The following is a 25,187-nucleotide window of genomic DNA, read 5'->3' on the forward strand; positions in this document are numbered from 1 at the left end:
GGTATCCTATGCAAGATAAATCGAACATCTATCCCGAGCTCAAGATCCTCTCGCCCCTTGAGCAGACGTGGGCCTCCTACAGCCGCAATCCTCTGGCGATGGCGGGGCTATGGTGCTTTTTGCTGTTGCTGCTCATCACGCTGGTGGGGCCGCTGGTCGTCCCCTACGGCATAGATGAACAGCACACCGACAAGCTGCTGCTCGCCCCCTCCTGGGCGGCGACCGGCAACATCGACTACTTCCTCGGCACCGACGATCTGGGGCGCGACATGCTCTCCCGGCTGGTGGTGGGGGCGCGCCTCACTTTCGGTTATGCGCTGGTCGTAGTGGTGATCGCCATGGTGGTGGGCTCAGCCATCGGCATCCTCGGCGGGATGAGCAAGGGACTTAAATCGAGCGTGCTGCACCACCTGCTCGATACCCTGCTCTCCATCCCCTCCCTGCTGATGGCCATCATCATGGTCGCCATCATGGGGCCGGGTTTTGGCAATACCCTGATAGCCATTACCCTGGCGTTGATCCCGCCCTTTATCCGGGCCACCTACAACGCAGTGCATGCCGAGATGCAGAAGGAGTACATCACCGCCAGCCGCCTCGATGGCTCGCCCCCCTTGCGGATCATGCGGCTGGCTATTTTGCCCAACATTGTCGAGACCCTGGTGGCCCAGACCACCCGCACCTTGTCGGCGGCCATTCTCGATATCTCGGCGGTCGGTTTTCTTGGCCTCGGCGCCCAATCTCCCCAACCTGAGTGGGGCACCATGCTGGCCGATTCGAGCGACCTTATCTATCTCGCCCCCTGGACCGTCACCCTGCCCGGCATCGCCATCCTGTTCAGCGTGCTGGTGACCAATTTAGTTGGTGAAGGCATTCGTGAAGCACTCAAAGAGGGGAATGACTGATGCCGCTGCTCGACATTCGCAATCTCACCATCGAGATCGACACCCCGCAAGGCAAGGTCAAGGCGGTGGACAAGGTGAGCCTGACCCTGACCGAGGGGGAGATCCGCGGTCTGGTGGGTGAATCCGGCTCCGGCAAGAGTCTGATCGCCAAGGTGATCGTCGGCATCGAGAAGGACAACTGGACGGTTCGTGCCGACCGGATGCGTTTCAACGACATGGATCTGCTGACCATGGCCCCCAAGGAGCGCCGTCGCATCATGGGTCGCGAGATCGCCATGATCTTCCAGGACCCCATCAGCTGTCTCGATCCCTCCGAGGAGATCGGCACCCAGCTGGAAGAAGCGATCCCGACCGATTCGTTCGAGGGACAATTCTGGCAGCGCTTCCAGTGGCGCAAGAAGAAAGCCATCGCCCTGCTGCACCGGGTAGGCGTCAAGGATCACCGCAAGGTGATGCGCGCCTATCCCCACGAGCTGTCGGATGGCATGTGCCAGAAGGTGATGATCGCCATGGCCATTGCCAACCAGCCGCGTCTGCTGGTAGCCGACGAGCCCACCAGCGCCATGGAGTCCACCACCCACTCCCAGATCCTGCGACTGCTGGACAAGATGAACAAGCTGGGCAATACCACCATCCTGATCATCAGTAACGATATCGCCGCCATCGCCAACCTGACCGATACCATCAACGTGATGTACTGCGGCCAGATGGTGGAGGTAGGCACCCGGGAGCAGATCCTCGAGACCCCGCATCACCCCTATACCGATGCCCTGCTCAAATCGATCCCCGACTTTGACAAGCTGGTGCGCCACAAGTCGCGCCTCGAGACCCTGCCCGGCGTCATCCCGCCGCTGCAACACCTGCCCATCGGCTGCCGTCTGGGGCCGCGCTGCCCCTACGCCCAGAAGCAGTGCGTGCAGACTCCATTGATGAACAAGATCAAGGGCCATCAGTTCAGCTGCCACTTCCCGCTGAACATGGAGGAGCCGAAAAAATGATGACCGTTAATGCCCCCATTAAGGAGCCCCGCTTGTGATCGAGCCGTCCCTGTTGCAGGTCAGAGGCCTTAGCAAAACCTACCAGAACCGTACCGGTCTGTTTCGTCGTCAGGCGGTGGAGGCGATCAAGCCCCTCTCGTTCGACCTCGAAGTGGGCCAGACCCTCGCCATCGTCGGCGAAGCTGGCTCCGGCAAGAGTACCCTCGCCCGCATTCTGGCCGGGATGATTGAACCCACCAGCGGCGACATCGCCATCGACGGCCAACTGATGGTGCATGGTGATTACCAGACTCGCTGCAAACTGCTGCGGATGATTTTTCAGGATCCCAACACCTCGCTGAACCGCAAGATCCGGGTCGGCCAGATCCTGGAAACCCCGCTGCGTCTCAACACCGAGATGACCGAGGAGGAGCGCCGTGAGAAGGTGGTGCAAACCCTGCGTATGGTGGGGATGCTGCCGGATCACGCCCTGTTCTATCCGCAGATGCTCTCCTCCGGTCAGCAGCAGCGGGTGGCACTGGCGCGCGCGCTGATCCTCAACCCCAAGATAGTGGTGGCCGATGAGGCGCTCTCCACCCTGGATATCTCGGTACGCTCCCAGATCATCAACCTGTTGCTGGAGATGCAGGAGACCATGGGGCTGAGCTATGTGCTGGTAGCCAACGATCTGGGTATCGTCAGCCATATCAGCGACGAAGTGCTGGTAATGCACGAAGGTCGGGTGGTGGAGCGCGGCAAAACCCTCAAGGTATTTGCCGATCCCCAGCATGAGGTGACTCGCCGTCTCATCCAGAACTACAACAACGAATACCGCAAATAGAGAGGCGCTGGCCGCTTCCCTTGCCGCTGTGTTTCGCTGCGCTCACTCGGCGGGATCAAAAAAGCCCACTGCATGCAGTGGGCTTTCTGTTACCGGCGTTGCAGCTTAGGCTTGCAGCAACAGGCGGTTGATGCGGGAGACGAAGCTCGCCGGATCGTTCAGCCCGCCCTGCTCGGCCAGCTGGGCCTGTTCATGCAGCAGGGTGACCCACTCACCGAACAGCGCCTCGTCTTCAATGGTGTCGAGTTTCTTCACCAGCGCATGGTCAGGGTTGAGCTCCAGAATGTACTTCTGCTCCGGTACCGGCTGGCCGGCCGCGCGCATCAGCTTGATCATCTGGGTGCTCATACCGTAGGCGTCGGTGACGATGCAAGAGGGGGAGTCGGTCAGACGGTGGGTGACACGCACCTCTTTCACTGCATCGCCCAGGCTCTTCTTGACCCGCTCAACCAGACCGGCGTTGGCCTTCTCGGCATCGATCTGCGCCTGTTTGGAGGCTTCGTCTTCCAGATCGCCGAGATCCAGTTCGCCACGGGTGACGGAGATAAGCTGCTTGCCGTCGAACTCGGTCAGGTGGCTCATCAGCCACTCATCCACACGCTCCCACATCAGCAGCACTTCGACACCCTTCTTGCGGAAGATCTCGAGGTGCGGGCTGTTTTTGGCAGCGGCATAGGAGTCAGCAGTGATGTAGTAGATCTTCTGCTGGCCTTCCTTCATGCGGCCAACGTAATCCTCGAGAGAGACAGTCTGGGCTTCGCCCTCGCCAGCGGTGCTGGCAAAGCGCAGGAGCTTGGCGATCTCTTCGCGGTTAGCGTAATCCTCGGCCGGGCCCTCTTTGAGCACGTTACCGAACTCGCTCCAGAATTTGGCGTACTTCTCGGCATCGTCTTTCGCCAGCTTGGAGAGCATGGTCAGCACGCGCTTTGAGCAAGCCTTGCGCAGGGAGGCGGTCACCTTGTTGTCCTGCAAGATCTCGCGGCTGACGTTGAGCGGCAGATCGTTGGAGTCCAGCACCCCTTTGACGAAGCGAAGGTAGGTCGGCATAAACTGCTCGGCATCGTCCATGATGAAGACGCGCTGCACATAGAGCTTCAGACCGTGCTTTTGCTCGCGGTTGTAGAGGTCGAACGGTGCGCGGGCCGGTACGTAGAGCAGGCTGGTGTACTCTTGCGCCCCTTCCACCCGGTTGTGACCCCAGAGCAGCGGATCTTCAAAGTCGTGGGCGACGTGCTTGTAGAACTCCTGATACTCCTCGTCCTTGATATCTTTCGGGTTGCGGGTCCACAGTGCAGTGGCGCGGTTGACCTGCTCCCACTCGCCCGGGGTGCCGACGATGGTTTCGCCATCCTCTTCCCGATCCGGGGTGCCCTCTTTGAACATTTCGACCGGCACACTGATGTGATCGGAATATTTGCCCACCACGGAGCGCAGACGCCAGTCGTCGAGGAACTCGTCCTCTTCGGCACGCAGGTGCAGGATGACGTCGGTACCGCGACCCTCTTTGGTCACATCAGCCACGGTGAAGGAGCCTTCCCCTTCAGATTCCCACTGTACGCCCTGCTCCGGAGCAGTACCGGCGGCACGGGAGACCACAGTCACCTTGTCGGCCACGATAAAGGCGGAGTAGAAACCGACCCCGAACTGGCCGATCAGCTGGGAGTCACGTCCCTGATCGCCGGAGAGGTTTTTGAAGAATTCTGCGGTGCCGGACTTGGCGATGGTACCCAGATGCTCAATCACCTGATCACGGGTCATACCGATCCCGTTATCGGAGATGGTCAGGGTACGCTTCTCTTTGTCCACCACCAGACGCACACGCAACTGGCCGTCGTTTTCGAACAAAGAGGCATCGGAAAGCGCCTTGAAGCGCAGCTTGTCCGCCGCATCGGAGGCGTTGGAGATCAGCTCGCGCAGGAATACTTCTTTGTTGGAGTAGAGGCTGTGAGCCATCAGGCTCAGCAGTTGTTTGACTTCAGTCTGAAAGCCGTGGGTTTCGGCATGAACACTTTGGGTCATGGACCAATCCTCAGAAACATCGGGTTGAACATATGCCCAACCTAGATGGGGACAGCGATCCAAATATCAAGGGGGCGAATGTGCAATCCTGCTCATTCGCCCCCTGTTGGCGTGTAACCGCCGATTTTATGTTCAGTTTTTCGCGACTTGCCTGCCGCCACCCGCCCCTTACTTGAGGCGCTGGCGCCCCATCAGGGAGTGGGAGAGCGTGGTGCCATCCACCAGCTCCAGCTCGCCCCCTACCGGCACCCCGTGGGCGATGCGGCTCACCTCTACCCCGGCGGTGCGGGCCATATCGGCGATATACCAGGCGGTGGCATCCCCTTCAATGGTGGGATTGGTGGCGAGGATCAGTTCGCTGATCGCCTCATCCTTCAGGCGGCGCTCCAGAATATCGAGCCCCAGCTCCTCCGGGCCGATGCCGTCCAGCGGCGACAGATGGCCCATCAGTACGAAGTAACGACCGGAAAACTGGCCGGTCTGCTCGATGGCGGCCACGTCCGCCGGGCTCTCCACCACGCAGAGCAGGCCATTCTCTTCCCGCTTGGGATTGGCGCAGATATCGCAGCGATCGTTCTCGGTAAAGGTGCGGCAGTGGCTGCAATGACCGATCTCGGTCAGGGCGCGAGAGAGCAACTGGGCCAGACGCAAACCGCCGCTGCGCTCACGCTCGAGCAGGGTAAAGGCCATCCGCTGGGCAGACTTAGGCCCCACCCCCGGCAATACCTGCAGGGCTTTCATCATCTCATCGAGCAGGGGACTGAACTTCATAACACTCCTTACACGGGCCTGCCCCTCGCCACCATCAGGGCCACGACGGGTCAGCAAAACAGGATAACGCCATTGGCGCAGGACTATACCCGAGCCCGCCGCCCATCGCCATCGGCTTGTCCACACCTTCTTCGCTAACCGCCCTGTCGCATCAACCGGACAGTTTTCAACGAGGCACTTACCAGTTAGAAATGGCGCTTGTTTTGCTCTATCGTCAGCGTGTTTGCCCGAATCAATGGAATTTAGGGGGAACCACAAAAAAGGTTGGTCACGCCCTTGATCTACCAGCAAGAAAGTACAGATAATGGATTAGGAAAATGACAATTCGATGAGTTATTTAGGAAACAACTGAATGGAGAAAAATAAAACCATCATAAAACAATGTGACTCCGAACACTTAAATATCTAAAAAATAATTCTTTAAAAACTATTCTTGTACATGACTAGCAATAAATTCAGATGAAATATGATTAGCTAGCCAAACAATATCATTACCACGATAGAAAATTGTACCATTTTTCATGGCCCCTTCAGTCTCTATTTGCAACAAAACTGGTTTATTGGATTTACGCCGACCAACCTGAATAGCTGTATCGATATCTATTGAAAGATGTACATACTGTCTTCCCATAGGCAACAACCCATCTTTTAAAATTATTCTAGCAAGTTCTGGTGATGTACCATGATATAGTGCTATGGGTGGTATGGCTGGCTGTTTAATCAGTTTTTTCGGTACAGAATGGCCATATAGCGCCCGGATTTTACCATCGCATATTTCATGTCGTTTTTTATCTGACGCCGTGATCATATCAACCAGAGTATCGGTGGTAATATCACTCCATTTTGAATTCTCTCGGTGCAACACCTTGATTAGATCATCAACAGTAACCCATCCTTGCTCGTCCAGCTCCAATTCATAAAGCCATGGCTCATGACGAAGAGCATGTGAAACTACGCGACTGACTTTCTCAAAGTCCTTTTCATCAACCATAAAAACCCCTATTATATTTAAATAGCATACTTATCATTTATTCATCCTCATCATTCCAAGATTCATGTTCAGCTGTGGCTGCAGTTAACCATTTACCGAAATCAGGGTATGTTCCATGACATGAGCAATCTATTGTTGAAAACGAGTTGATAATTACAATGTCACCATTTTTCAGGTCAAAACAGGCAACATCATCATTTGCCATATATTTTGCAAAGGGTATGAGAGAATATTCAGGATATTGTTCACTTAATATTTTTCGCCAAGAATCGACCCGTTTTTCATAATGAGCCAACATTGTCCATGGCTCGAAATCCTTAGATATGTTACTTTCCAAGAAAGTAAGATATTCTTGGGGATAGTCAAATTCATCTAAGCCAATAGCACCTAAGAATATTTTCATCATTTTTTACCACTTAGTTTCGGCTCAACGTTTGAGCCGTACGGATTTGACTTTGCAAATACTTTAGGCTTCTGACTATTTATTCTCAATAAAATAGCCTCACCCCATGTATCAGGAATAGATCCAGCCTTTGTAAATCTCTCCCTCTCAGCCTCCGTAAGAGGACGACCAAAATCATTAATTCTCGCTTGCACTTTTACTCCAGCCTCTCTTGCTGCTCTTACTCTCGTATTATCCATTGATGTCAGTCCACCATCAGGCATTTTCACAACATCGATAGGATCACCCTGCCAACCGTTTTCCTTCATACTAGCGACAAGGTCATCATATGTGCGCCGCGCGGGTCGCGCCGTACAATCTGGCGACTCCGCTCGTCATAGCAACCAGCGGGTCAGTGACCGTCGTAGCTATAGCTAATATGTAGGCCATCCGACAGTTTTTTTCAGTGAACCACTTATGGCATCTCACTGGTCGAGATAAATAAAAAAGGCTACGGAATAATATTGGACCAATATACATCATTTTATAAAAACAACACTAAATTAATAGATGTTAAGTATAGTGCCTAGCGATAAGTATACGTATACAGGTTTATTTGCGAACGCCCGTTCACTCTATGCTAATCGAGCTTGCCGCACTGAATTGAATTGAATTGAATTGAATTGAATTGAATTGAAAAAAATATTTACCCCCCGACACCAGGTAAATACTTGACGTGTTATCCAATTTCATGAAGGTTGATTGTTGAGGTACGGGTAAACCTATAAAACCACTTATCGCAACAAGCTGTTTTAAAGTAACCCATACACGTTTTTTAATTAAGATAGAACTGAATGCATAAGCGATGAATAAACTTCCCCGTCAAACCTTGATGTATCTCTACATACAGAATAACTGTATTCATCCCTAGAGATACAGATAGCCTCATCACTTTCACTTAGCATAACAAAATCATCAAGAAATCCATTGTAAGTCATACTAAGCTCAATAATTCTCCTTAATCGTTCTCCATTAGCATCTAATTCAACTGCAACACTTATATCTACATCCTTATTGCTAAACAGAAGAATCCATGTATCATGCGAGACTTCCTTTGATATTTCAGTAAATTGACAAACAAGAGCTTCTACAGCCGCTCCCACATCATGAAAATCACCTATAACATTGACTCGTGAGAATATTTTTTTATAGAAATCAGAATGCAGCAATCGTTCAATGAACAAATATTTAAAACCACATTCTTTAAAGAATTGCTCAGTGTTTTTCTTTCTTATACAGAGTTTTAGTTTAGAATTCATTTCTTATTTTTCCTTTCTTGAAGCCAAGTATTACCTCAGGAAAACGCCCTGAATATTGCTTATATTTACCTGGTTGCATAGGACTGCCTTTACTATCGTCAGCACCATGGAAATGAGCACCGCTGCCAAATTTATCTTCATCATGAAGTATTATATACTTTTTACTCCCATAAACATCAAACTCATATACTGTACGGTTCTCATAATCTTTGTCATAAACATACTTATGTGTTTTATATTGAGCAGAACGTGGAATCCCCGCAGCTTCTTTTGCAGCACGGAAACTAGCACGTCTTGAAGGCTGAGCATCTGGACACTGCCCCGGTATATTCGTCAGCCCCAGCGGATCCACCCAACCGGTCGGGTTGGGGGCATACTGATAGTTGTTGAGCCCGCCTGCCAAGCCTATCGGGTCGGGGGTGATAAAAGGTTGGTAGTAGCGGTGCCGGTTGTAGTGAAGGCCGGTCTCGGCATCCTGCCCTTCCCCTTCCAGCTGTACCAATGGCTTGAAGCTGCCCGGTTCATAGATAAAGCTGCGATATTGCTCGTCGATGCGACGTTTATCATCACCAAGCTGATAACTGTTTTCGGCAATCAGGTTGTTGGCCTGCCACAGGAATTCGGTGACCAGCTCGCCCTTTGTCCCACTCACCGTCTTGCGAATACGGCGGCCAAAGGCGTCGTAGTCATAACGGGCCGTGGTGCCATCCGGCAGCTCAGCCATGATCAGTTGGTGCTGGCAGTCGTAGTGATAACGGGTAACCAGTGACTGGCCTTTGCCACGACGCTCGATGGCCAATCGACCAAATTCGTCGTACTCAAAATGGCGATCGCCACTCAACAGCAGCCGATTCCCTTGGGTACGCTCCCCCTCAAAGTGCCCACCCAGCGTCTGGCTCAACAGGTTGCCCGCCGGATCGTGCAGGAACCGCTCGGTCAGTTCACCACGCACCTCCAGCAAGCGGTCCAGCGGGTCGTAGCGGTAGTGCTGCTCCCCTTGCACACTGTCATTGATCTGCAGCAGATTGCCGGTTCGGTCATAACCGTAACGCCGCTCACTAGCAACCTGTTTGCCCCGTTGCAATCGCAGCGCCGTCAGCCGCCCTTGCTCGTCATATTCGTATTGCTGGGTCAGCGCCCCCTGGCTGCGGCGCATCTCCAATCCACTAACCATCTGGTGGCGAGTCAGCTCGGCGCCGTTCAGATCAATCCCGCTTAGCTCGCCATGCAGGTAGTGGTAAGCCAGCTTGTTGCCATCGGGCAGCTGCTAGTGGGCCAACCGCCCCATGGCATCATGCTTGAAATAGCTGGAAGCCCAGCCCTGATGCTCGGCCAGCAGATTGCCTGCTGCATCGTATTCAAAGGTGAGTGGCCAGGCGCCATCATCCACCTGGGTCAATTAACCGTACTGGTCATAGCTGAACTGGATTTCACGGCCATCGGGCAAGGTTTTTTTAAGCAGCCGCCCCATGGGGTCTCGCTCATAACGGGTGACCAGCTCGGTCTCCTGCTTGCCGAACTCGACCTTCTCGCTCAAATGACCGTTGAGGTCGTAGCGATAAGCGGTAGTGCGACCATCAAAGCCGGTTTCCCGCGCAACCAGGCCATTGGGGAAGTAGTGAATGCGATGCTGCTCGCCATGCTCGTTCTCAATCTCGCTCAAGAAGAGCTTGGCATTGTCGTAGCGATACTTGAGTTCAGTGCCATCAGGGTTTATGCGGCGGCTCACCAGATGCAGGCCGGGGTGATATTCGTAGCGGGTCTCACGGCCCAGCTCATCCCACTCGGCCGTCACCTTGCCATAGGCGTTATATTCGAAGCGGCGGGAGCCACCACCAGGCAGATACACGGCTTGCAAGCGATCGGCCGCATTCCATTCATAGCGGGTAATCGCGCCGCGCGGGTCGCGCCGTACAATCTGACGACCCCGCTCGTCATAGCGCCAGCGGGTCAGTGACCGTCGTAGCGATAGCTAATATGCTGGCCATCCGACGGAGCGTTGCCCGTGAGCCGCCCCATGGCGTCTCGCTGGTAGCGAGAAATAAAAAAGCCAAGAAATAATTTAAACCTGACCTGTAAATATTGCGCCACAAACACACGATTACGCTTCGCCAATCGAGCCTACGTCACTGATGACGGATTTTTTTTATTATTTTTTCCATGCGCCCCGTCTCATTTAAAAACAAAACCCTCCAATCACTTGATGTCTCCATATACATTCTGGACAATCCGGAAACTGCTTCAACATCCGAATCCGAAACAGAGCCACCACTACATTTATCAAAAAAAACAAGATATTTATTCAAGATTTCCTCCGCTCCCGAGTCACTTTTTACTCTTAGATGATCTTGAATAGCATTTATAACTAACCCTGCCTGTTCCAATAGTGCGTCAATATCATTTTCACAAATCATATTTTTTCAACCACCCTTATTTTTGATATTAAATTCAAAGACCAATTAATGGGCATCAAAACTTGATCTGCTCCACCGTCAAGAATGGTGCCAGAACCAGAAATAGGTTGTGGAGCCACCTTACCCACTTGTAATATTGTGCCTTTTGGTACGATAATTTCAGCCTCATACATTCTTGTATTTTTCCAATCAGGCCTTAGTGCCGCCTCAATCTTTGCATCAATTCTAGAGAGTGCAGGCTTTGTACTAACAAAACCACCACCCGCTTCTGCATGTCCTCCAAAGACTCGATATAACGTTATATTTTCTTTGGCTTTGACAGTCCTATACTCACCGTCTAAAAAACTATCTTTAATCCAATCAGGTAAAGAAGTGTCTTTTTCAAGCAAATCTACTTTGTCATCAATATTTGTCGAGTATTTCCCAAAGCGGTTATTATTCAGCCCATTTTCTTTTACATTTTTCAGCCCCAATGGATCGATCCAGCTAATCGGGTTGGGGGCATACTGGTAGTTGTTAAGCCCGCCTGCCAAGCCTATCGGGTCGGGGGTGATAAATCTACCCGTTTCAGGTTGGTAATAGCGGTGACGGTTGTAGTGAAGGCCGGTCTCGGCATCAAAATATTGCCCTTGAAACCGCAAGGGAGTGGCAACCTCGGCGATCTCTTCCCGCCACACATTGCCATAGGCGCGATAACGCACCTGCCAGGCGGTCGCTCCATTGTCACGAGTCAACGCCAGCGGGGTACCGAGGTGGTCAAGTTGATAATGGAATACCTCAGCATCCTGCCCTTCCCCTTCCAGCTGCACCAATGGCTTGAAACTGCCCGGCTCATAGATAAAGCTGCGGTATTGCTCGTCGGTGCGACGTTTATCATCACCAAGCTGATAACTGTTTTCGGCAATCAGGTTGTTGGCCTGCCACAGGAATTCGGTGACCAGCTCGCCCTTTGTCCCACTCACCGTCTTGCGAATACGGCGGCCAAAGGCGTCGTAGTCATAACGGGCCGTGGTGCCATCCGGCAGCTCAGCCCTGATCAGTTGGTGCTGGCAGTCGTAGTGATAACGGGTAACCAGTGACTGGCCTTTGCCACGACGCACGATGGCCAATCGACCAAATTCGTCGTACTCAAAATGGCGATCGCCACTCAACAGCAGCCGATTCCCTTGGGTACGCGCCCCCTCAAACTGCCCACCCAGCGTCTGGCTCAACAGGTTGCCCGCCGGATCGTGCAGGAACCGCTCGGTCAGTTCACCACGCACCTCCAGCAAGCGGTCCAGCGGGTCGTAGCGGTAGTGCTGCTCCCCTTGCACACTGTCATTGATCTGCAGCAGATTGCCGGTGCGGTCATAACCGTAACGCCGCTCACGAGCAACCTGTTTGCCCCGTTGCAATCGCAGCGCAGTCAAGCGCCCTTGCTCGTCATATTCGTATTGCTGGGTCAGCGCGCCCTGGCTACGGCGCATCTCCAATCCACCCACCCTCTGGTGGCGAGTCAGCTCGGCGCCGTTCAGATCAATCCCGCTTAGCTCACCATGCTGGTAGTGGTAAGCCAGCTTGTTGCCATCAGGCAACTGCCAGTGGGCCAACCGCCCCATGGCATCATGCTTGAAATAGCTGGAAGCCCAGCCCTGATGCTCGGCCAGCAGATTGCCTGCAGCATCGTATTCAAAGGTAAGTGGCCAGGCGCCATCATCCACCTGCGTCAATTGACCGTACTGGTCATAGCTGAACTGGATTTCACGGCCATCGGGCAAGGTTTTTTTAAGCAGCCGCCCCATGGGGTCTCGCTCATAGCGGGTGACCAGCTCGGTCTCCTGCTTGCCAAACTCGACCTTCTCGCTCAAATGACCGTTGAGGTCGTAGCGGTAAGCGGTGGTGCGACCATCAAAGCCAGTTTCCCGCGCGACCAGGCCATTGGGAAAGTAGTGAATGCGGTGCTGCTCGCCATGCTCGTTCTCAATCTCGCTCAAGAAGAGCTTGGCATTGTCGTAGCGATACTTGAGTTCACTGCCATCGGGGTTGATGCGGCGGCTCACCAGATGCAGGCCGGGGTGATATTCGTAACGGGTCTCACGGCCCAGCTCATCCCACTCGGCCGTCACCTTGCCGTAGGCGTTATATTCGAAGCGGCGGATGCCACCACCAGGCAGATACACGGCTTGCAAGCGATCTGCCGCATTCCATTCATAACGGGTAATCGCGCCGCGCGGGTCGCGCCGTACAATCTGGCGACCCCGCTCGTCATAGCGCCAGCGGGTCACGCCACCGTTGGCCCCCTTCTCCTCAATCAGCTGCCCAAGGCGGTTCCAGCCCAGTTCGATGCGGCTGCCATCCGGCTGCACCACGGTGCTGAGCTTGCCTTGCGCGTTATAGCTGTAGCGAGTCTCCCGGCCAAGGGGATCCCGTCTTGCAATCACATCCCCTTGCCCGTTGCGTTCAAAACGCCACTCGCGATCCCCCTGCACCACCTTGCGAACCCGACCATCCCAATAGTGATAGGCGGTCTGACTGCCATCGGGCGCAATCTCGCGCTCAAGCAAGCCTGCTTCGTCATAGTCATAACGGGTTTCGCCCCCCAGCGCATCGCGGGCCAGCACTTTCTGACCCTTGTCGTTATAGACAAACTCGCTGACCGCGCCGTCGGGATCTTGCTGACGGATCAGCCGGGCGTTGCTGTCATGCTGGTACACCTCCTGACTGCCATCAGCATTGCTGACCGTCACTTCCCCCTTGTCATCATCCCAGGTGTAACTGACATCAAAACGGGCAACATCACTCCAGTGGCGCACCGCGCGCGCCAGCTTTCCTTCCCGCTCCCACTCCCAGAAGAACCCTGCGCCGCCCGCCAGTCGGCGCTCCAGGATCACCCCATCAGAGCGATAGCGGTAACGTTCGCACTCACCGGCCCCGTTTTCAGCCACCACCAGGTGCCCTGCATCGTCGTAGTAATAACGTTGCAAGGTCGCTTCTGGCTGCCAGTTAATACCGTCAAAATGCTGTAATTCGACAGCGGCCAGATAGGCCTTTTGATAAACAATACGAAGAGCCAGACCGCCCTCGTTCTCTATCCAGCAGGGGCGCCCCTGCTCATCGGCACGGATAGTGAGCCGGTTGCCATAAAGGTCTGACATGGCCGTCAAACGGCCTGTCTTGCCATGCCATGTGAAATGCAGGAAGGGCGATCCCGCCTTGGCTACTATCACCTCGTCAGGCTCATCTCCCAGATAAACGGCCGCCTCTGACAACTGGTTGGTGATCATGGGTCTGGTTGCCGAAGGCATCGGCAACTCGATGGCAAGAGACTCCTGATCCCACCAGGTCAAACTATCACCGTGACGTTCGAGCCGATGGGCCAGCGCATGACTCCACCCCGCCCCCATGCCACAGGAATGCTCAACAGCTGACGTGCGATAGAGGCGACCAAAAGTAAACGGCAACATGCCCGGCAGATGGGCATCCTCCAGCGCCAGCAGCTCCTCGCCGGTAACCATGGACACAGGGCAGTTGTTCTTGCAGGTTTTGGCTTCAGGTTGATGGGGTTTATTGGCCGATGTTGTCGCCGTTTTCGAGGCATCCGGCGTCTTTTTAATCTGCTTAAGCTCGGAATGGGGCTGGAATTTGCGCTTGGCTGCCGTCCCTTTATCTACCAGCGTTTTTGTACTGCCATCTACCAGTTTGAGATCAGCTTTCTTGGCCGGACTCAACTTGGCAGAACCAGCGATCAACACCTTTTTGGCCGTTTGGGCATGTTGCGCCAGATTGTGCTTTTTGGAGAGATTGACCAGAGAGCTCACCAGGCGCATCACTCTATCGCTATTCTTGGCCGCTGAGGCTGCCTTGGCGCCATAACGGGCAGCAAGGCCGGCACCACCGGTTAAAATCACACCGATGATGACATCAATCAGCACAGAGGAAATCACCTGAGACCCAAACTCGGTCTGCTGATCTGGCGGCAACATCTTGACCCAGCACACTAGGGCATAGGCATAGAGATAGAGCAGCGCTTCATCCTGCAATACCAGCATGGCGGCTTCCATCTGGGATGCTCCCGCCTTGGCCATGGCTGCGGCATCTACACCAAACTCAGCCAACTTTTTGGCATTCCCCACAGGGTCGGCCAACAGGTTGTGGATGGTTTTCAGATCGTCCCACACCCCAACCAGCGCCTTGCCAACGCCACTGGCAGCAGCCAACGCATGGCTACCAAATCCGGCTCCCGTGGCGCTATAACGACTCCAGGCGACTTTGTGTTCGCTGCTCCACTCTCTGGTAAGCCATGCTTCCAGATCTTTTTGCACTGGAGCATAGGAGGCAAACAAGGCGTCAAGGTCACTCTTCTTCACCTTGGGGTAAAAGGTCACCCGATAAGACTTGCCCGGCGTCAGCTTCCCGACTTCAGCAATCCCCTTGGCATCCAGGGTTCCCTCCTTCGCTACCGCTTCACTGACAAAACGTCCACGAACCATTTTGCCCGCTTCCACCTTGTAGGGGGTATTACCGATAGGAATAAAGCGCACGGATTCAAACAGATGGACCAGCCGCAAAGTGCCGCTCAACGGGCACTGCGTCACCACGGATTGCGCCTTCTTGCTGCTCGAAGACGCCTTTATCGTCTTATCACCAACCTTGATGGTCTGCTCCATGTCCATACCCAGCATGTCGCCAAGAAAGAAACTCTCGGCATCCTTGCGGTACTCAGTCAGGGCATTGCGATAATCGGCGATCACCTGGGTGAAGACGGCCTGGCCGGCATTACTCATGCTTGAACCTCATTGAGCAGCGCAGCTTCCAGCGCTGGAAATAGATCGATATCAGGGGATGGGCAGCGGGAAATGAAACGGGCAACTTTGCACCTGAGATTGGCCTCGGGGAAAGACCAGTAAAGCTGACCATTCTCATCTGCCAGCTGTTGCATCAGGTTGTTGATAAGGGGACCTGTATCTTGCCCAGCTAATACTGCTGCGATAGCTGGAGGAAGTTCCCACCAGGGAAATGGACGTACAGCACAGGGCTCCGATGGTTCCCATGAAAATGCATTGCCCTGACACCACATCGCATCCAGTTGCGGCAACAGCGTTGTCATATCATCACCAAGCTGCGACACGATGGCAGACATATACGCGCCATCCCAATAGCGAAAGAACACGGCTTCACCCTGATGCCAGATCTGGGTCAACCCCTGAAAATGGCCATAGAGGGTGCCAGCAGGTTGCGCTGTCGCCAGAATAAATCCCCAATCGCGAGCATCAGTTGTTTCAGCCCATTCGATAAAAGGACTCTCCTTTTCCAGTGCAACCAGATAGGGCATCACGGGGAGCCAGTCGTGATAGGGAGTGCCGAGATAGAGTCCGCGTGGTGTATGACGGCCATCAAGCTGGTAATAGTGCTGCAAGGGCGCCGCATCGCTAGCCCCTGCCAGTACGGCATAGAGTGGGCTGGTTTGCACGGCTACCCACTCGGCAAGCGACATAGCCTCAGATTTCACAGCCGCTCTCCTTGCACTTCTCACACTCCTCACAGAAAGGGGCGGCACTCTTCATGGTGGCCAGCTGGGCAGGACTGAGCGGCACCTTCGGCATGGGAGGAACTGACACACCATGAGGGCCGACAGGGGATTGACCCGCCCAACCTGAACCAGACCCTGGGCCTCCCCCAGAGTTCATCTTGATCGTAGGGCCAACCAGTGTGACGCCACCACCATCCACCTTGATAAAGCAGCCGCCCACCTTGACGGTAATTTCAGATCCCGCCTCCAGCACCACCTTGGCGCCAGCCTTGACGTGCACCTCCTGCCCGGCCTGGGTGAGCCAACTTTGTCCCAGTTTTTGGTGCATGGAAGCATCCACCGTCAGCGAATAGTCAGCCTTGATCTGGTCGCGCTTCTCGCCTTCTACCGTCAGGTGGTCATTGGCCTTGATGCGGGTCACCCGCTCGTTGTCGATATCCCGATGCTCGTCGTGCTTGATGTGCCAAGCGGCGTCGTTCTCGATGAGAACATTCAGGTCTTTCTGACCGTGGATATAAATTTCTTCCTGCCCAGCCTGGTCTTCAAAGCGCAGTTCGTTGAAGCCCTCGCCCTTGTGGGTTTCGGTGCGCAGCACGGTGCGAGTCTTGTTGGCTGGCAGCTCATACGGCGGCCGGTTGGTGGCGTGGTAGGTGCGACCCGTCACGATAGGCTGGTCGGGGTCACCTTCGAGGAATGAAACGATAACCTCATGGCCGATGCGCGGGATGGCCATCATGCCGTACTGGCCACCGGCCCAGCCCTGACTCACCCGCACCCAGCAGGAGCTCTGGTCGTTGGAGCTGCCGTAGCGGTCCCACGGAAACTGCAGCTTCACCCGGCCATGCTCGTCGCAGTAAATCTCCTCCCCTTCTGGGCCCACCACGATGGCGATTTGCGGGCCGTCCACCATGGGCTTGTGGGGCGCCTCGGGGCTGCCGATACGGGCGCGCCAGGTGGTACTCGCCTTCACTACACCAAATTCGTTGTGGTAGACGGTCGGGCCGCTGCCGCCCTCTTCTTCCAAGGCTTGCGGCTGCTCACCGGTGTGGCGGATATGAACGATTTGCCAGTCGGTGTTAAGGCTGCCATTGGGGTGTTCGGTGAGTGAGAAGTGCTGACCCGGCAGCAATGCGGCGCTGTTGGATTTGCCACTGCCCGCCACCGCGTCATTGCGCAGGGCATCGAGCCGGTGCTGGGCAAACGCCTTGCCGCTCGGGTCCTCTTTGTAGCGGCCCGGATAGTCGAAGTGCTGGTAGGTATCGCGCTGGTGCTCCAGCTCTGCACCCATTTTCTTCTGGGAGAGGCCATAAGCCGGGGTCTTGAAGCTGTAATCCTTGAGCTCCACCTCCGAGGGGCGCACCGATTCGCGGTAGTGGAACTGGCGCACGTAAGGGCCTTGTTCCAACGAGCGGTTGCCGAGGTTAAAGAAGAGCTCGGGGCCAGCGGTTAGCGCAGCCGCATCATCGGCAAAAACGATACGGTGTTTGCCCTGCTCAAATTCGTGGAAGTAGAACAGCCCCTCTTCTGCGGCAAGGCGGTTCACAAAGTCGAGGTCGGTCTCGCGGTACTGCACGCAGTATTCCCGCTGGGCGTGCTCATTCTTGAGCGCAAAGGCGTAATCGGTGATGCCGTGCTCTTGCAGCAAAATAGAGAGGATTTCATCGGGCTTTTGCGCCTGAAAGATGCGGGAGTTCTGGCGCAGGCCCAGTCGCCACAGTGCTGGTTTGACTTGCAGGCTGTAACGGGTGCGGCGAAAGCCGCTGTCCCCTTGGGCAAACTCGCCCACTACCCCGCACACCCTGCGCTGCAGCTCGCCGTTGTACCACACCATCAGCTCGCATGGCTGGTCCAGCACGGCGCCAAAGTCGACATCAGGCTGGCTACTTGCCACCTCCAGCTGCAGATTGAACGGCCGGTTCAGCCCCTCATCCAGCTGGAAACTGGCCACCACAAAGGTGCTCTCGGGCAGCGCCCCCACCTTGACCGTAAATTGTAATCCTGTGCTTTGTGCCATGACTCTGTTCCTTATCCTGCCTGTCCGCTACCGGAACCAATCACCACGCCACCACAATCCACTGCCGTACCGGTGACGGCGATGGGTTTGCCATTCACCAGCACAGAGCCAACACCACTGGCAATGGCCCGTGGGTGCGGCGGGTTGTTGGGCTTGTCATGGGGCGCCAGTGGATCACCTTGACGAGCCACAGGCTTGCCATCGAGGAACACGTCGGGACTGGCAGCTATCACCGGGGTCGGTGGAAAGCCATCGTGGTCGGTGCCGATGTCACCGAGCAGTGCGATAGCGGGGCACATAGTCATTCTCCATATGAGTGGGGAGACGCACAGACATCATCCCTCTGCCCCTGTGCCCGGTGGAACGCACCAGGCACAGGCGACTTTGATAAACAGCGGATAAACAGAACAGGCCGCAGCACAGGCTATGCCATTCAGCACTGGTGAAATTAGCCAAATAAAATCAAATGGTTAGCCTCTTTCGATAGATGATAGAGTTATCCATTCGCAAGGGATTGCGCAAACTGGGCAATCCCCCTGCCAAACATTGCATCTGCAGTGCAACTCTCTGGAATATGCGCAACTGGTTGCGCATAACAGAGCAATCAGCTACCGGATAGCCCCTGTTGCAGTTGGTAAAGCCGGATATTGAGTGCTTTCAAGTCACTCTCTATCCCTTTCAGCTCGGCGGCCGTAATAGGCTCCTGCGACGCTTTTCGCGCCTCCAGTTCGCTCAGGCGCAAGCTGAACGGGACCTCCTGCATCAGGTTCTTCTGTACCTCGTAGAGCTGAGACTTGAGGTAGGAAATCGTGACCGTCTTGCGCTGACGCTCCAGCTCCAGCAGCTGATCGATCAGGGCATCGACCCCGGCGCGCGCCTCCAGATAGGTCGGCACCCGGTTGAGATCCCCCTGCTGGCCGGCCAGCGCGGCCTGCCACTGTTTGTCGAGGGCCTTGACCGCCAGCGAGTCGGGATAGAGCATCTGCAGCGAATTGCGCAGCCCCTCGCCATAGCGGTACCAGTAGAGGGGAGATGTCTGCTCAAGCCGATCCAGTTGGGCCCGATAACGCGATACCAGCTCGCTCTCCATCCCCTGCAGGGTCTGCTCCCCCAACACGATGCGCGCCTGGCGAATGTCGTCATAACTCAGAGCCTGCGGCAACGCCGCAGCGGGTTGTTGCAACCGTTGCGCCGCGATGATCTTCTCCTGCTGCTGATGTTGCCAGCCAAGCCATCCCATCATGGGCAAGGCGCAGGTGAGCAGGCCACAGCCAAACCAGAACCAGGCCGGCCGCTGTTTGCGGTGCTGCTCAATCTTGAGCACGGTCGGTTTCATCTGCCCCTTCTCACGCCCCACCAGGATACTGCCCTGAGGCAGGTGCGGGGTTGCCCCGGCAGAGGCGCCGTGGTCGCTCTCCATGTCGGATTTGAAGAAGACCATCGGTGGGATCTGCAGCTCATCCTTAAGGCCCGGCTCATCGGAGACGATGACAATCTCGGTCTCGTCAAACAGATGGGTGTAGCCCTCGATAAAGTGCACCAGATTCTCGACCCGGGGGATGCGGCTCAAACCGGCGTTGTGCAGCTTCTCGCTGATGAGTTGCAGCGCCCGCTCGCAGCGGTAGATCAACCGCTTGTCCTCGTGGCTGATCTGGTACTGGCGGATCACGTCGCTGATGCGGGCGATAAACCAGTCGAGCATCTCGATGCGGGCCCGCTCCTGATGCACCGGTGGCCAGAAACTCTCCCACAGGGTGACGATGAGGTTGGCGAGAAACTCGCACCCTTCGGTAAAGCCGCTCAGCCCCTGAATGCGGGAGCGCGCCAGAGTGAAGTAGATGGCGGTTTGCAGATCCACCCCGTGCTTTTCAAAGATTTGACTGGCAAGCTGATGGATCCTGACCCAATCCACCTCGGGGCGGGAGGCGTGGCTAAGCTTGTTGATCTCGGCGCGCAGCGCCTCGTACTCCGGCAACATTCTGGGGTCACGCCCCACTTTCAATGCCTGCTGGCCTTGTTGATTCTGTGACATATCGGATTCCAAAATGCGGGGGGCATAGCGCCCCCCAACATGATCAATAGAGGGACTCAGGCAAGCTGAACTGGCTGAACAGGCCGCCGGTGAAGGGGTTCTGGGCGCTGTCGGTATAGACCCGATAGGTCATGGCACCCTGATCCACCGGGAAGCGCACATCAAAGGTGGCCTCGTTGACCTGAGTCAGCTCCCCCTTGTCCATCAGGCGGAACATGGCCCAGGGACCGACAAAGCCCTCGCTGCGCGGTGAACGTTCGCGGGCAGCCGGTACCAGGGTGATCTTGCTTTCAGCCCCGTCGCGCATGGTGTTTGGCCACACCAGCGGGATCTTGTTGCGACGGCCGTGGGCATACTCCAGCAACTGTCCATCCAGGTTGAGCACACTACGCCGCTTGTTGGCGGTGAGTTCGATGGGCTCGAGGGCAAATTGCACCTCCAGATTGCCCTGCTGGCTGAAGAAGATCTGGCGGATCCGCGCAGCTCGATCCAGCTGTTTAATAAGCTCGGCCTGAATGGGTGAGCTCAGTTCTCCCTCCATCAAGCCCCCCTCCACCATGGGTTTGAGGTTGACCTGATAGAAGCTGTCCAGGGTGCCACCGGGGGCAAAGAAGCGCTCCATCTCGGAGAGCGGCACATCCTTGGCAGAACCCGGGTTGAACGGATAGCGATCCGCCAGTTGGCTGTTGAACGGTGCCAGCACCTTTGCCTGCCACTCCTGATTGAGGGATGACATCGCCAGATCAATCACCAGTTGCGAACTCTGATCCGCCAGTTGACCCACCCAGCGATTGAGCGGCTCGGGCAGACCACGAGCATATTGCTGCAATGCAAAGACAGGATCGGCGTACTTGTTGGTCAAACGCAGTTGCACCGCCTTGAGGGCTGACTGCCCCGGCTCGGTGGCATTGACGATGAGCTCCATATAGTGCTGCAGTTCAATCAGCTTCTGGTTCACTTCGGAAATGAGCGGCCCCTGTTCGCCACGGCCAGTCAAGACGCCATTGGTGGCCATAAAGGGGCGACCGATCCGGGCAGTGATCGCCTGCGCCGGATCTCCTTCCGCATCGGAGATCTTGCGAATACGGGTGTTGTCATCCAGCGCGGCGAGCACCCGCAGGAATGGCTGGTCGTTGCCGGTGATGGCAGAGAGTACATCGAGCGCCTGCTCTGGGCTGGCAAGGGTCTGCACATCCAGATTGGTCAGCAATTTTTGCCACTGGTTGACGTAATCGGTGACATAGCGATCGTTGACCTGACGAGTGATCTCCTTGCGATCCGCCTCGCTCAACTGGCTCAGCTTGCGCTGGCCCAGCACCCAGGCATCCATGGCGGTGAGATCGATCAGCGCCTTGTCCTGTTTGAGGAAGAAGTCACTGAACCCGGGCCAGGTCAGCAAACGCGGCACCTGACCAGCACTCTCGTTGCGCAGGGCAAACACGGTGTCGAAGGTGGGGCCCACCTCGTCACGGACATTGAGATCCGGCGGCAACACATCACCTGCCTTCACCACCAGATTCTGATAGACCCGCTGATACATGGGCAATTTGCCCAGTTCACGCTGGGCGCCATACACCGGCTCCTTGAATGGCACAAATGCCGTGATGGCGGCCTGATCCCGAGCGGCACGAGCAGCGTGCCAGTCGGTGTGATCGAGGGCATAGTCAAGATGCCCCATCAACTGCTCCTGCACCGCCCCCTGCCCCGGGAACGCTTTCTGCCAGCGGCTGGCCATGTACTGCTCCACCAGCTCCTTGTTGCGACCGGAGGCATCATCGAGCATCCGCATCACCCGCAGGATGGAGAGCTTCTCCTCGCTGCCAGCCGGCGCCCGGTTGAGATCCTCCAGCAGTCCCTGCATCTGGGCAGGCAGGAAACGCAGCCCCAGCAGTTGCAGATAGGAGCCTTCCACATAGGGGCCAATCTCATCCCCCTGATAGAGGCCAAGGTCTGCCACCAGCGGCATCCGTTCGCGGTAGTTGCCAAAAGAGAGGGTCGCCTCGCGAATAAGGTTGAGACGTGGCAACTGGCTGACACCGAAGGCATGTTCATCTGCGACCTCGTTGGTCTCGGTGAACGCTTGCGCCTTGGTCAGTACATTGCGCCCCGCCTCCTCGTTGACCCGATAGAAGTAGTGCCAGCCACCGATCAGGGCCGCCGAGAAGAGCGACAGGCAGCCGAGGCCAATGGCCATCCGGCGACGACGATAGAGGGTATGCAGCCGATTTTCTCCGGCCAGATGGGCCTCGGGGAAGATGATCGAAGAGAACAACTTGCGCACAAAATAGGTGTTGGACTCCCCGCGCAGGGCGGAGTGAATAGGCTCGGGCAAGCTGTAACGCCGGGAAGCGGCCTGAGCAAAGGCATCGAACGGGACACCTTGCTGATAAACGGAGCTGATATAGACGCCGCGCACCAGCAGTGGTTTGCTCTCTTCAATGGTCAGGGTTTCATCGAGCAGGCTGGTCACATAATCCTTGAGACCCGCCAATTGACGAACAAACGAGAAGAGGGCGTTGCGCTGGGCGGCATCGAGCCGGGCCAGCATCATCTCCGGCAGATTGCGGTTGAGATTGTCGACCCACTGATCCCAGAACAGCGCCAGATCCTGCTGCCAGGATTTGCCCTGACTGCTGCCGGGGTTGAAGGTTACCCCCAGCACGGCGTCACGGGCTTCTTTATCCAACTGCTCATAGACCACATCAAAGCCGCGCAGCATATCGAGCTTGGTGAAGGTGACGTAGAGTGGCAGCCGGGTATTCATGGTGGCCGACACCTCTTGCAACCGGGCACGCATCAGCTGGGCATACGCCTTGCGCTCGGCCACGCTGGCCGCGGACAGCCATGCCAAATCAACGGTCAGTACCAGACCATTAAGGGGCTGACGACGACGGTGCTCGTTGAGCCAGTTGAGTAGATGCAACCAGAGCCGCTCATGCTTGCGAGCTTGCGGATCCAGCTCGGGCTCGGCTTGTGACAACAGCGCACCGGCCGGATCCAGCATCACTGCTTGCTCCCCCAGCCAGCAATCGACCAGCTGGCCTTGCGCCACGTCCCGCAGTTCGGTATCGAGTCTGGGATTGAGTTTATTGGCCGGATTGGCACGGTGGATCAGGCTGCTCTTGCCGCTGCCGGGCAGACCCAGCACCAGATACCAGGGCATGGCGTAGAGCGCCCCCTTGCCAAGGTGTTCATTCAAGGCTTGCAACCAACGATCGAGAAACAGCGCCTGTTTGTCGATGAGCCCTTTGACCGGATCTTGTTCCAGCAGCACCTCATGCTGGCGCTCGGCCTTGAGCTGCTTCATCTTGCGCCATACCCGCCAGGAGAGTACCCCCAGCAGCAACCAGAGCCAGAGCAGGGTAAACACCACCCGCCCCCACAAGGGCTCGAATGGCTTGGCATCACGGATCTCGATGCGAGGCCCCAGCCACCACACCAGGATCAGGGCGACAACCCACAGCACCACACCGAGCAGGGGCCAGGAGGGTTTCAGTTTCGGCAGCTGTTGCCGCAGAAAGGTAAAGATGGTTTTGAACATAAAATGTGATCCAACTCCGACTCAATGACTCATTTCGGCACTTATTTCGGCAAATGGGTGGCATAGGGGGCCAGGCGGCTGACCAACCCGGGCTCCCACTGCGACAACCCGAGGCGGTCTGCCTCTTGCCACAAGTGTTGATATTGCTGGCGCGCAAGCGCCTCCATGCCTTCCTGCTCCAACAACTCCGCCTGCACCAGCAAGGCATGGAAGCGGGCTCTTGGCTCTTTCATCTGTGCCATCCGCTCATCAAGCAGGGCGAGCGCGGCGGCAATCCCCTGCTCCCCATGACGCAAGGCGACCTCCTCTGCCAGCTCGGCCTGTCCGCTGCCGCCCCCACTGCTCTTGGCAGGCTGCAACCAGCGGCTGCACTCGGGGGAGAGAAACGGGGAACCATCACTGAAGGTGAGATCACGCAGCGCTGGCAGGCGCTGCAAAAACGCATCCAGCTCCGCCATGATCGCCTGCGCCACCGCCCCATATCCCAGCTTCTGGGCCACCTCGGCCGAGAGCCTGTGCCCCTCGAACCAGTAAGGGGCCAGCGTCAGGCTCTGCTCGATGCGTTGCCAGAGCACCAGATCTGGCGTGCCCATGGCGGCGCGATACTCATCCACCATGTCTGCCGACATGGAGGCCAGCTGGGTTTTGTTCCCCTGCGCCGTTATCGGCGGGGTGGTGATGCCGGCCCAGATGGCGTGACGACGCAATCGATAACCGATCGCCGCCTCCGGCTGGCGCTCAATCAGCAGCTCCGCCACCTTGAGCTGGGTCTGTCGCCATGCCCGATCGTTGGAGCTGTCAATCTCGACCCCGGAGCCCTTGCTGCTGCCACTGAGCACCATGGTGCCTGTCATGCCGCTAGCACTGGCGGTGGCAGCCACAGCGCTGCTTGCAGGTTGACCTCCGGCATCAGCCTGGGCCTGGGCAACCTGCTGTCGCTGGGCCCGCTTCAACCCCATCACCAGAGGATCCAGCAGTTCCCCCTTGTCAGGGCACTGGGCCAGCCAGATGGCCTCCAGGTGTTCTGCCTGCGCAAGCAACTGCGCGAGTTCCGCCGCAGAGGCGCTCTCGCTCACCCTCGGCAGAGCACCCTCGAAGCGCTTGATGATCTGCACCATCAATCGCTGCTTCTGGGTCGCATTCCCGGGCCAGGCCAACAGCCAGTAAGCCTTGATCCAGGCTTCCAGCAAGCTCAGCGCAGCCCCCATCGGGGTCGCCTTGGCGGGGTGCTGCAGGCAGCGCAACAGCTGTGCCAGCACCCGCATATCCTTGGTGCGGCTCTCCAGCAACCCCAGACAGGCTTCGGCGACCGCATTGAGATCGACCTGGCTGTGGGCAAGGGAGCCCAACTTGACCAGTTCGGTCTCCACATAGTCCCAGCGAGGCTCATCGGCCAGCACTGCACCTTTGATCTGTTCATCCGGCAAGCTGGTGAGCAGACGGCTACACCAGGGGTGTTGATAGCTCATCTCCCC

20 protein-coding genes are annotated in these 25,187 nt (G+C 56.3%); 3 read left to right on the forward strand and 17 right to left on the reverse strand.

All coding sequences use genetic code 11. The features are described 5' to 3' along the window. Window positions 1-8: 8 nt before the first annotated feature. Genes ACW5XC_RS09200 through ACW5XC_RS09210 form a run of 3 tightly spaced genes read left to right on the forward strand, consistent with a single transcriptional unit; the run spans window position 9 to window position 2,720 of the window. Complete coding sequence (locus ACW5XC_RS09200; protein WP_042052893.1) at window positions 9-902, forward strand: ABC transporter permease subunit; 894 nt, start codon at window positions 9-11, stop codon at window positions 900-902. Next, entirely contained in the window at window positions 902-1,900 is a 999-nt protein-coding gene (locus tag ACW5XC_RS09205) for a peptide ABC transporter ATP-binding protein (protein WP_005333679.1), read from the forward strand. The genes ACW5XC_RS09200 and ACW5XC_RS09205 overlap by 1 nt, the downstream gene beginning before the upstream one ends. Before the next feature lie 34 nt (window positions 1,901-1,934). Then, on the forward strand, window positions 1,935-2,720 hold the full coding sequence (locus ACW5XC_RS09210; RefSeq protein ID WP_005333681.1) for a peptide ABC transporter ATP-binding protein: 786 nt from the start codon (window positions 1,935-1,937) through the stop codon (window positions 2,718-2,720). Between the two features lie 105 nt (window positions 2,721-2,825). Here the strand turns inward: ACW5XC_RS09210 and htpG are convergent, their stop codons facing one another. The 17 genes from htpG to tssA form a co-directional block, all read right to left on the reverse strand. Continuing rightward, complete coding sequence (htpG, locus tag ACW5XC_RS09215; protein WP_042052895.1) at window positions 2,826-4,739, reverse strand: molecular chaperone HtpG; 1,914 nt, start codon at window positions 4,737-4,739, stop codon at window positions 2,826-2,828. Between the two features lie 168 nt (window positions 4,740-4,907). After that, window positions 4,908-5,510 carry a recombination mediator RecR gene (recR, locus tag ACW5XC_RS09220; protein WP_021231388.1) on the reverse strand — a complete coding sequence of 201 codons (603 nt, stop codon included), beginning with the start codon at window positions 5,508-5,510 and terminating at the stop codon, window positions 4,908-4,910. Between the two features lie 427 nt (window positions 5,511-5,937). Then, a complete protein-coding gene (locus ACW5XC_RS09225) occupies window positions 5,938-6,501 on the reverse strand; it encodes an RNA 2'-phosphotransferase (protein ID WP_074042616.1) in 564 nt (187 codons plus the stop codon). Window positions 6,502-6,538: 37 nt separating this feature from the next. Continuing rightward, window positions 6,539-6,907, reverse strand: a complete 369-nt coding sequence (locus ACW5XC_RS09230) for a hypothetical protein (protein WP_143182524.1) — start codon at window positions 6,905-6,907, stop codon at window positions 6,539-6,541. Next, entirely contained in the window at window positions 6,904-7,212 is a 309-nt protein-coding gene (locus ACW5XC_RS09235; RefSeq protein WP_074042615.1) for a hypothetical protein, read from the reverse strand. Before ACW5XC_RS09235 ends, ACW5XC_RS09230 begins: the two co-directional genes overlap by 4 nt. A gap of 510 nt (window positions 7,213-7,722) precedes the next feature. Then, window positions 7,723-8,202 carry a hypothetical protein gene (locus tag ACW5XC_RS09240; protein WP_143182523.1) on the reverse strand — a complete coding sequence of 160 codons (480 nt, stop codon included), beginning with the start codon at window positions 8,200-8,202 and terminating at the stop codon, window positions 7,723-7,725. After that, window positions 8,192-9,358: an RHS repeat domain-containing protein gene (locus ACW5XC_RS09245; RefSeq protein ID WP_236727548.1), complete on the reverse strand. Its 1,167-nt coding sequence runs from the start codon at window positions 9,356-9,358 to the stop codon at window positions 8,192-8,194. The genes ACW5XC_RS09240 and ACW5XC_RS09245 overlap by 11 nt, the downstream gene beginning before the upstream one ends. Before the next feature lie 111 nt (window positions 9,359-9,469). Continuing rightward, complete coding sequence (locus ACW5XC_RS09250) at window positions 9,470-9,601, reverse strand: hypothetical protein (RefSeq protein ID WP_408649415.1); 132 nt, start codon at window positions 9,599-9,601, stop codon at window positions 9,470-9,472. Next, complete coding sequence (locus ACW5XC_RS09255) at window positions 9,602-10,060, reverse strand: hypothetical protein (RefSeq protein WP_235695261.1); 459 nt, start codon at window positions 10,058-10,060, stop codon at window positions 9,602-9,604. A 268-nt stretch (window positions 10,061-10,328) separates the two neighbouring features. Beyond that, window positions 10,329-10,616: a hypothetical protein gene (locus ACW5XC_RS09260; protein WP_139435446.1), complete on the reverse strand. Its 288-nt coding sequence runs from the start codon at window positions 10,614-10,616 to the stop codon at window positions 10,329-10,331. Next, window positions 10,613-15,379: an RHS repeat-associated core domain-containing protein gene (locus tag ACW5XC_RS09265; protein ID WP_236727549.1), complete on the reverse strand. Its 4,767-nt coding sequence runs from the start codon at window positions 15,377-15,379 to the stop codon at window positions 10,613-10,615. Before ACW5XC_RS09265 ends, ACW5XC_RS09260 begins: the two co-directional genes overlap by 4 nt. Further along, window positions 15,376-16,104, reverse strand: coding sequence for a DUF4123 domain-containing protein (locus ACW5XC_RS09270; RefSeq protein ID WP_042052896.1), 729 nt, complete (start codon window positions 16,102-16,104; stop codon window positions 15,376-15,378). The genes ACW5XC_RS09265 and ACW5XC_RS09270 overlap by 4 nt, the downstream gene beginning before the upstream one ends. Further along, a complete protein-coding gene (gene tssI / locus ACW5XC_RS09275; protein WP_074042641.1) occupies window positions 16,094-18,139 on the reverse strand; it encodes a type VI secretion system Vgr family protein in 2,046 nt (681 codons plus the stop codon). The genes ACW5XC_RS09270 and tssI overlap by 11 nt, the downstream gene beginning before the upstream one ends. An 11-nt stretch (window positions 18,140-18,150) precedes the next feature. Further along, window positions 18,151-18,438: a type VI secretion system PAAR protein gene (locus ACW5XC_RS09280; protein ID WP_042023025.1), complete on the reverse strand. Its 288-nt coding sequence runs from the start codon at window positions 18,436-18,438 to the stop codon at window positions 18,151-18,153. Window positions 18,439-18,743: 305 nt separating this feature from the next. After that, window positions 18,744-20,171, reverse strand: coding sequence for a VasL domain-containing protein (locus ACW5XC_RS09285; RefSeq protein ID WP_042053043.1), 1,428 nt, complete (start codon window positions 20,169-20,171; stop codon window positions 18,744-18,746). Between the two features lie 43 nt (window positions 20,172-20,214). Next, entirely contained in the window at window positions 20,215-23,712 is a 3,498-nt protein-coding gene (tssM, locus tag ACW5XC_RS09290; RefSeq protein WP_042053045.1) for a type VI secretion system membrane subunit TssM, read from the reverse strand. A gap of 41 nt (window positions 23,713-23,753) precedes the next feature. Next, window positions 23,754-25,181, reverse strand: coding sequence for a type VI secretion system protein TssA (tssA, locus tag ACW5XC_RS09295; protein WP_042053224.1), 1,428 nt, complete (start codon window positions 25,179-25,181; stop codon window positions 23,754-23,756). Window positions 25,182-25,187: the final 6 nt, after the last annotated feature.

This window comes from Aeromonas sp. 25-AL00135 (assembly GCF_054052385.1).

Coding starts and splice junctions, on each gene's coding strand:
- ACW5XC_RS09260 (WP_139435446.1), bottom strand. CDS start 10,616: ATGATTTGTGAAAATGATATTGACGCACTATTGGAACAGGCAGGGTTA.
- ACW5XC_RS09230 (WP_143182524.1), bottom strand. CDS start 6,907: ATGATGAAAATATTCTTAGGTGCTATTGGCTTAGATGAATTTGACTAT.
- recR (WP_021231388.1), bottom strand. CDS start 5,510: ATGAAGTTCAGTCCCCTGCTCGATGAGATGATGAAAGCCCTGCAGGTA.
- ACW5XC_RS09225 (WP_074042616.1), bottom strand. CDS start 6,501: ATGGTTGATGAAAAGGACTTTGAGAAAGTCAGTCGCGTAGTTTCACAT.
- ACW5XC_RS09240 (WP_143182523.1), bottom strand. CDS start 8,202: ATGAATTCTAAACTAAAACTCTGTATAAGAAAGAAAAACACTGAGCAA.
- ACW5XC_RS09280 (WP_042023025.1), bottom strand. CDS start 18,438: ATGTGCCCCGCTATCGCACTGCTCGGTGACATCGGCACCGACCACGAT.
- ACW5XC_RS09265 (WP_236727549.1), bottom strand. CDS start 15,379: ATGAGTAATGCCGGCCAGGCCGTCTTCACCCAGGTGATCGCCGATTAT.
- ACW5XC_RS09285 (WP_042053043.1), bottom strand. CDS start 20,171: ATGTCACAGAATCAACAAGGCCAGCAGGCATTGAAAGTGGGGCGTGAC.
- ACW5XC_RS09200 (WP_042052893.1), top strand. CDS start 9: ATGCAAGATAAATCGAACATCTATCCCGAGCTCAAGATCCTCTCGCCC.
- ACW5XC_RS09205 (WP_005333679.1), top strand. CDS start 902: ATGCCGCTGCTCGACATTCGCAATCTCACCATCGAGATCGACACCCCG.
- tssA (WP_042053224.1), bottom strand. CDS start 25,181: ATGAGCTATCAACACCCCTGGTGTAGCCGTCTGCTCACCAGCTTGCCG.
- ACW5XC_RS09235 (WP_074042615.1), bottom strand. CDS start 7,212: ATGAAGGAAAACGGTTGGCAGGGTGATCCTATCGATGTTGTGAAAATG.
- tssI (WP_074042641.1), bottom strand. CDS start 18,139: ATGGCACAAAGCACAGGATTACAATTTACGGTCAAGGTGGGGGCGCTG.
- ACW5XC_RS09245 (WP_236727548.1), bottom strand. CDS start 9,358: ATGCGCCGCAGCCAGGGGGCGCTGACCCAGCAATACGAATATGACGAG.
- htpG (WP_042052895.1), bottom strand. CDS start 4,739: ATGACCCAAAGTGTTCATGCCGAAACCCACGGCTTTCAGACTGAAGTC.
- tssM (WP_042053045.1), bottom strand. CDS start 23,712: ATGTTCAAAACCATCTTTACCTTTCTGCGGCAACAGCTGCCGAAACTG.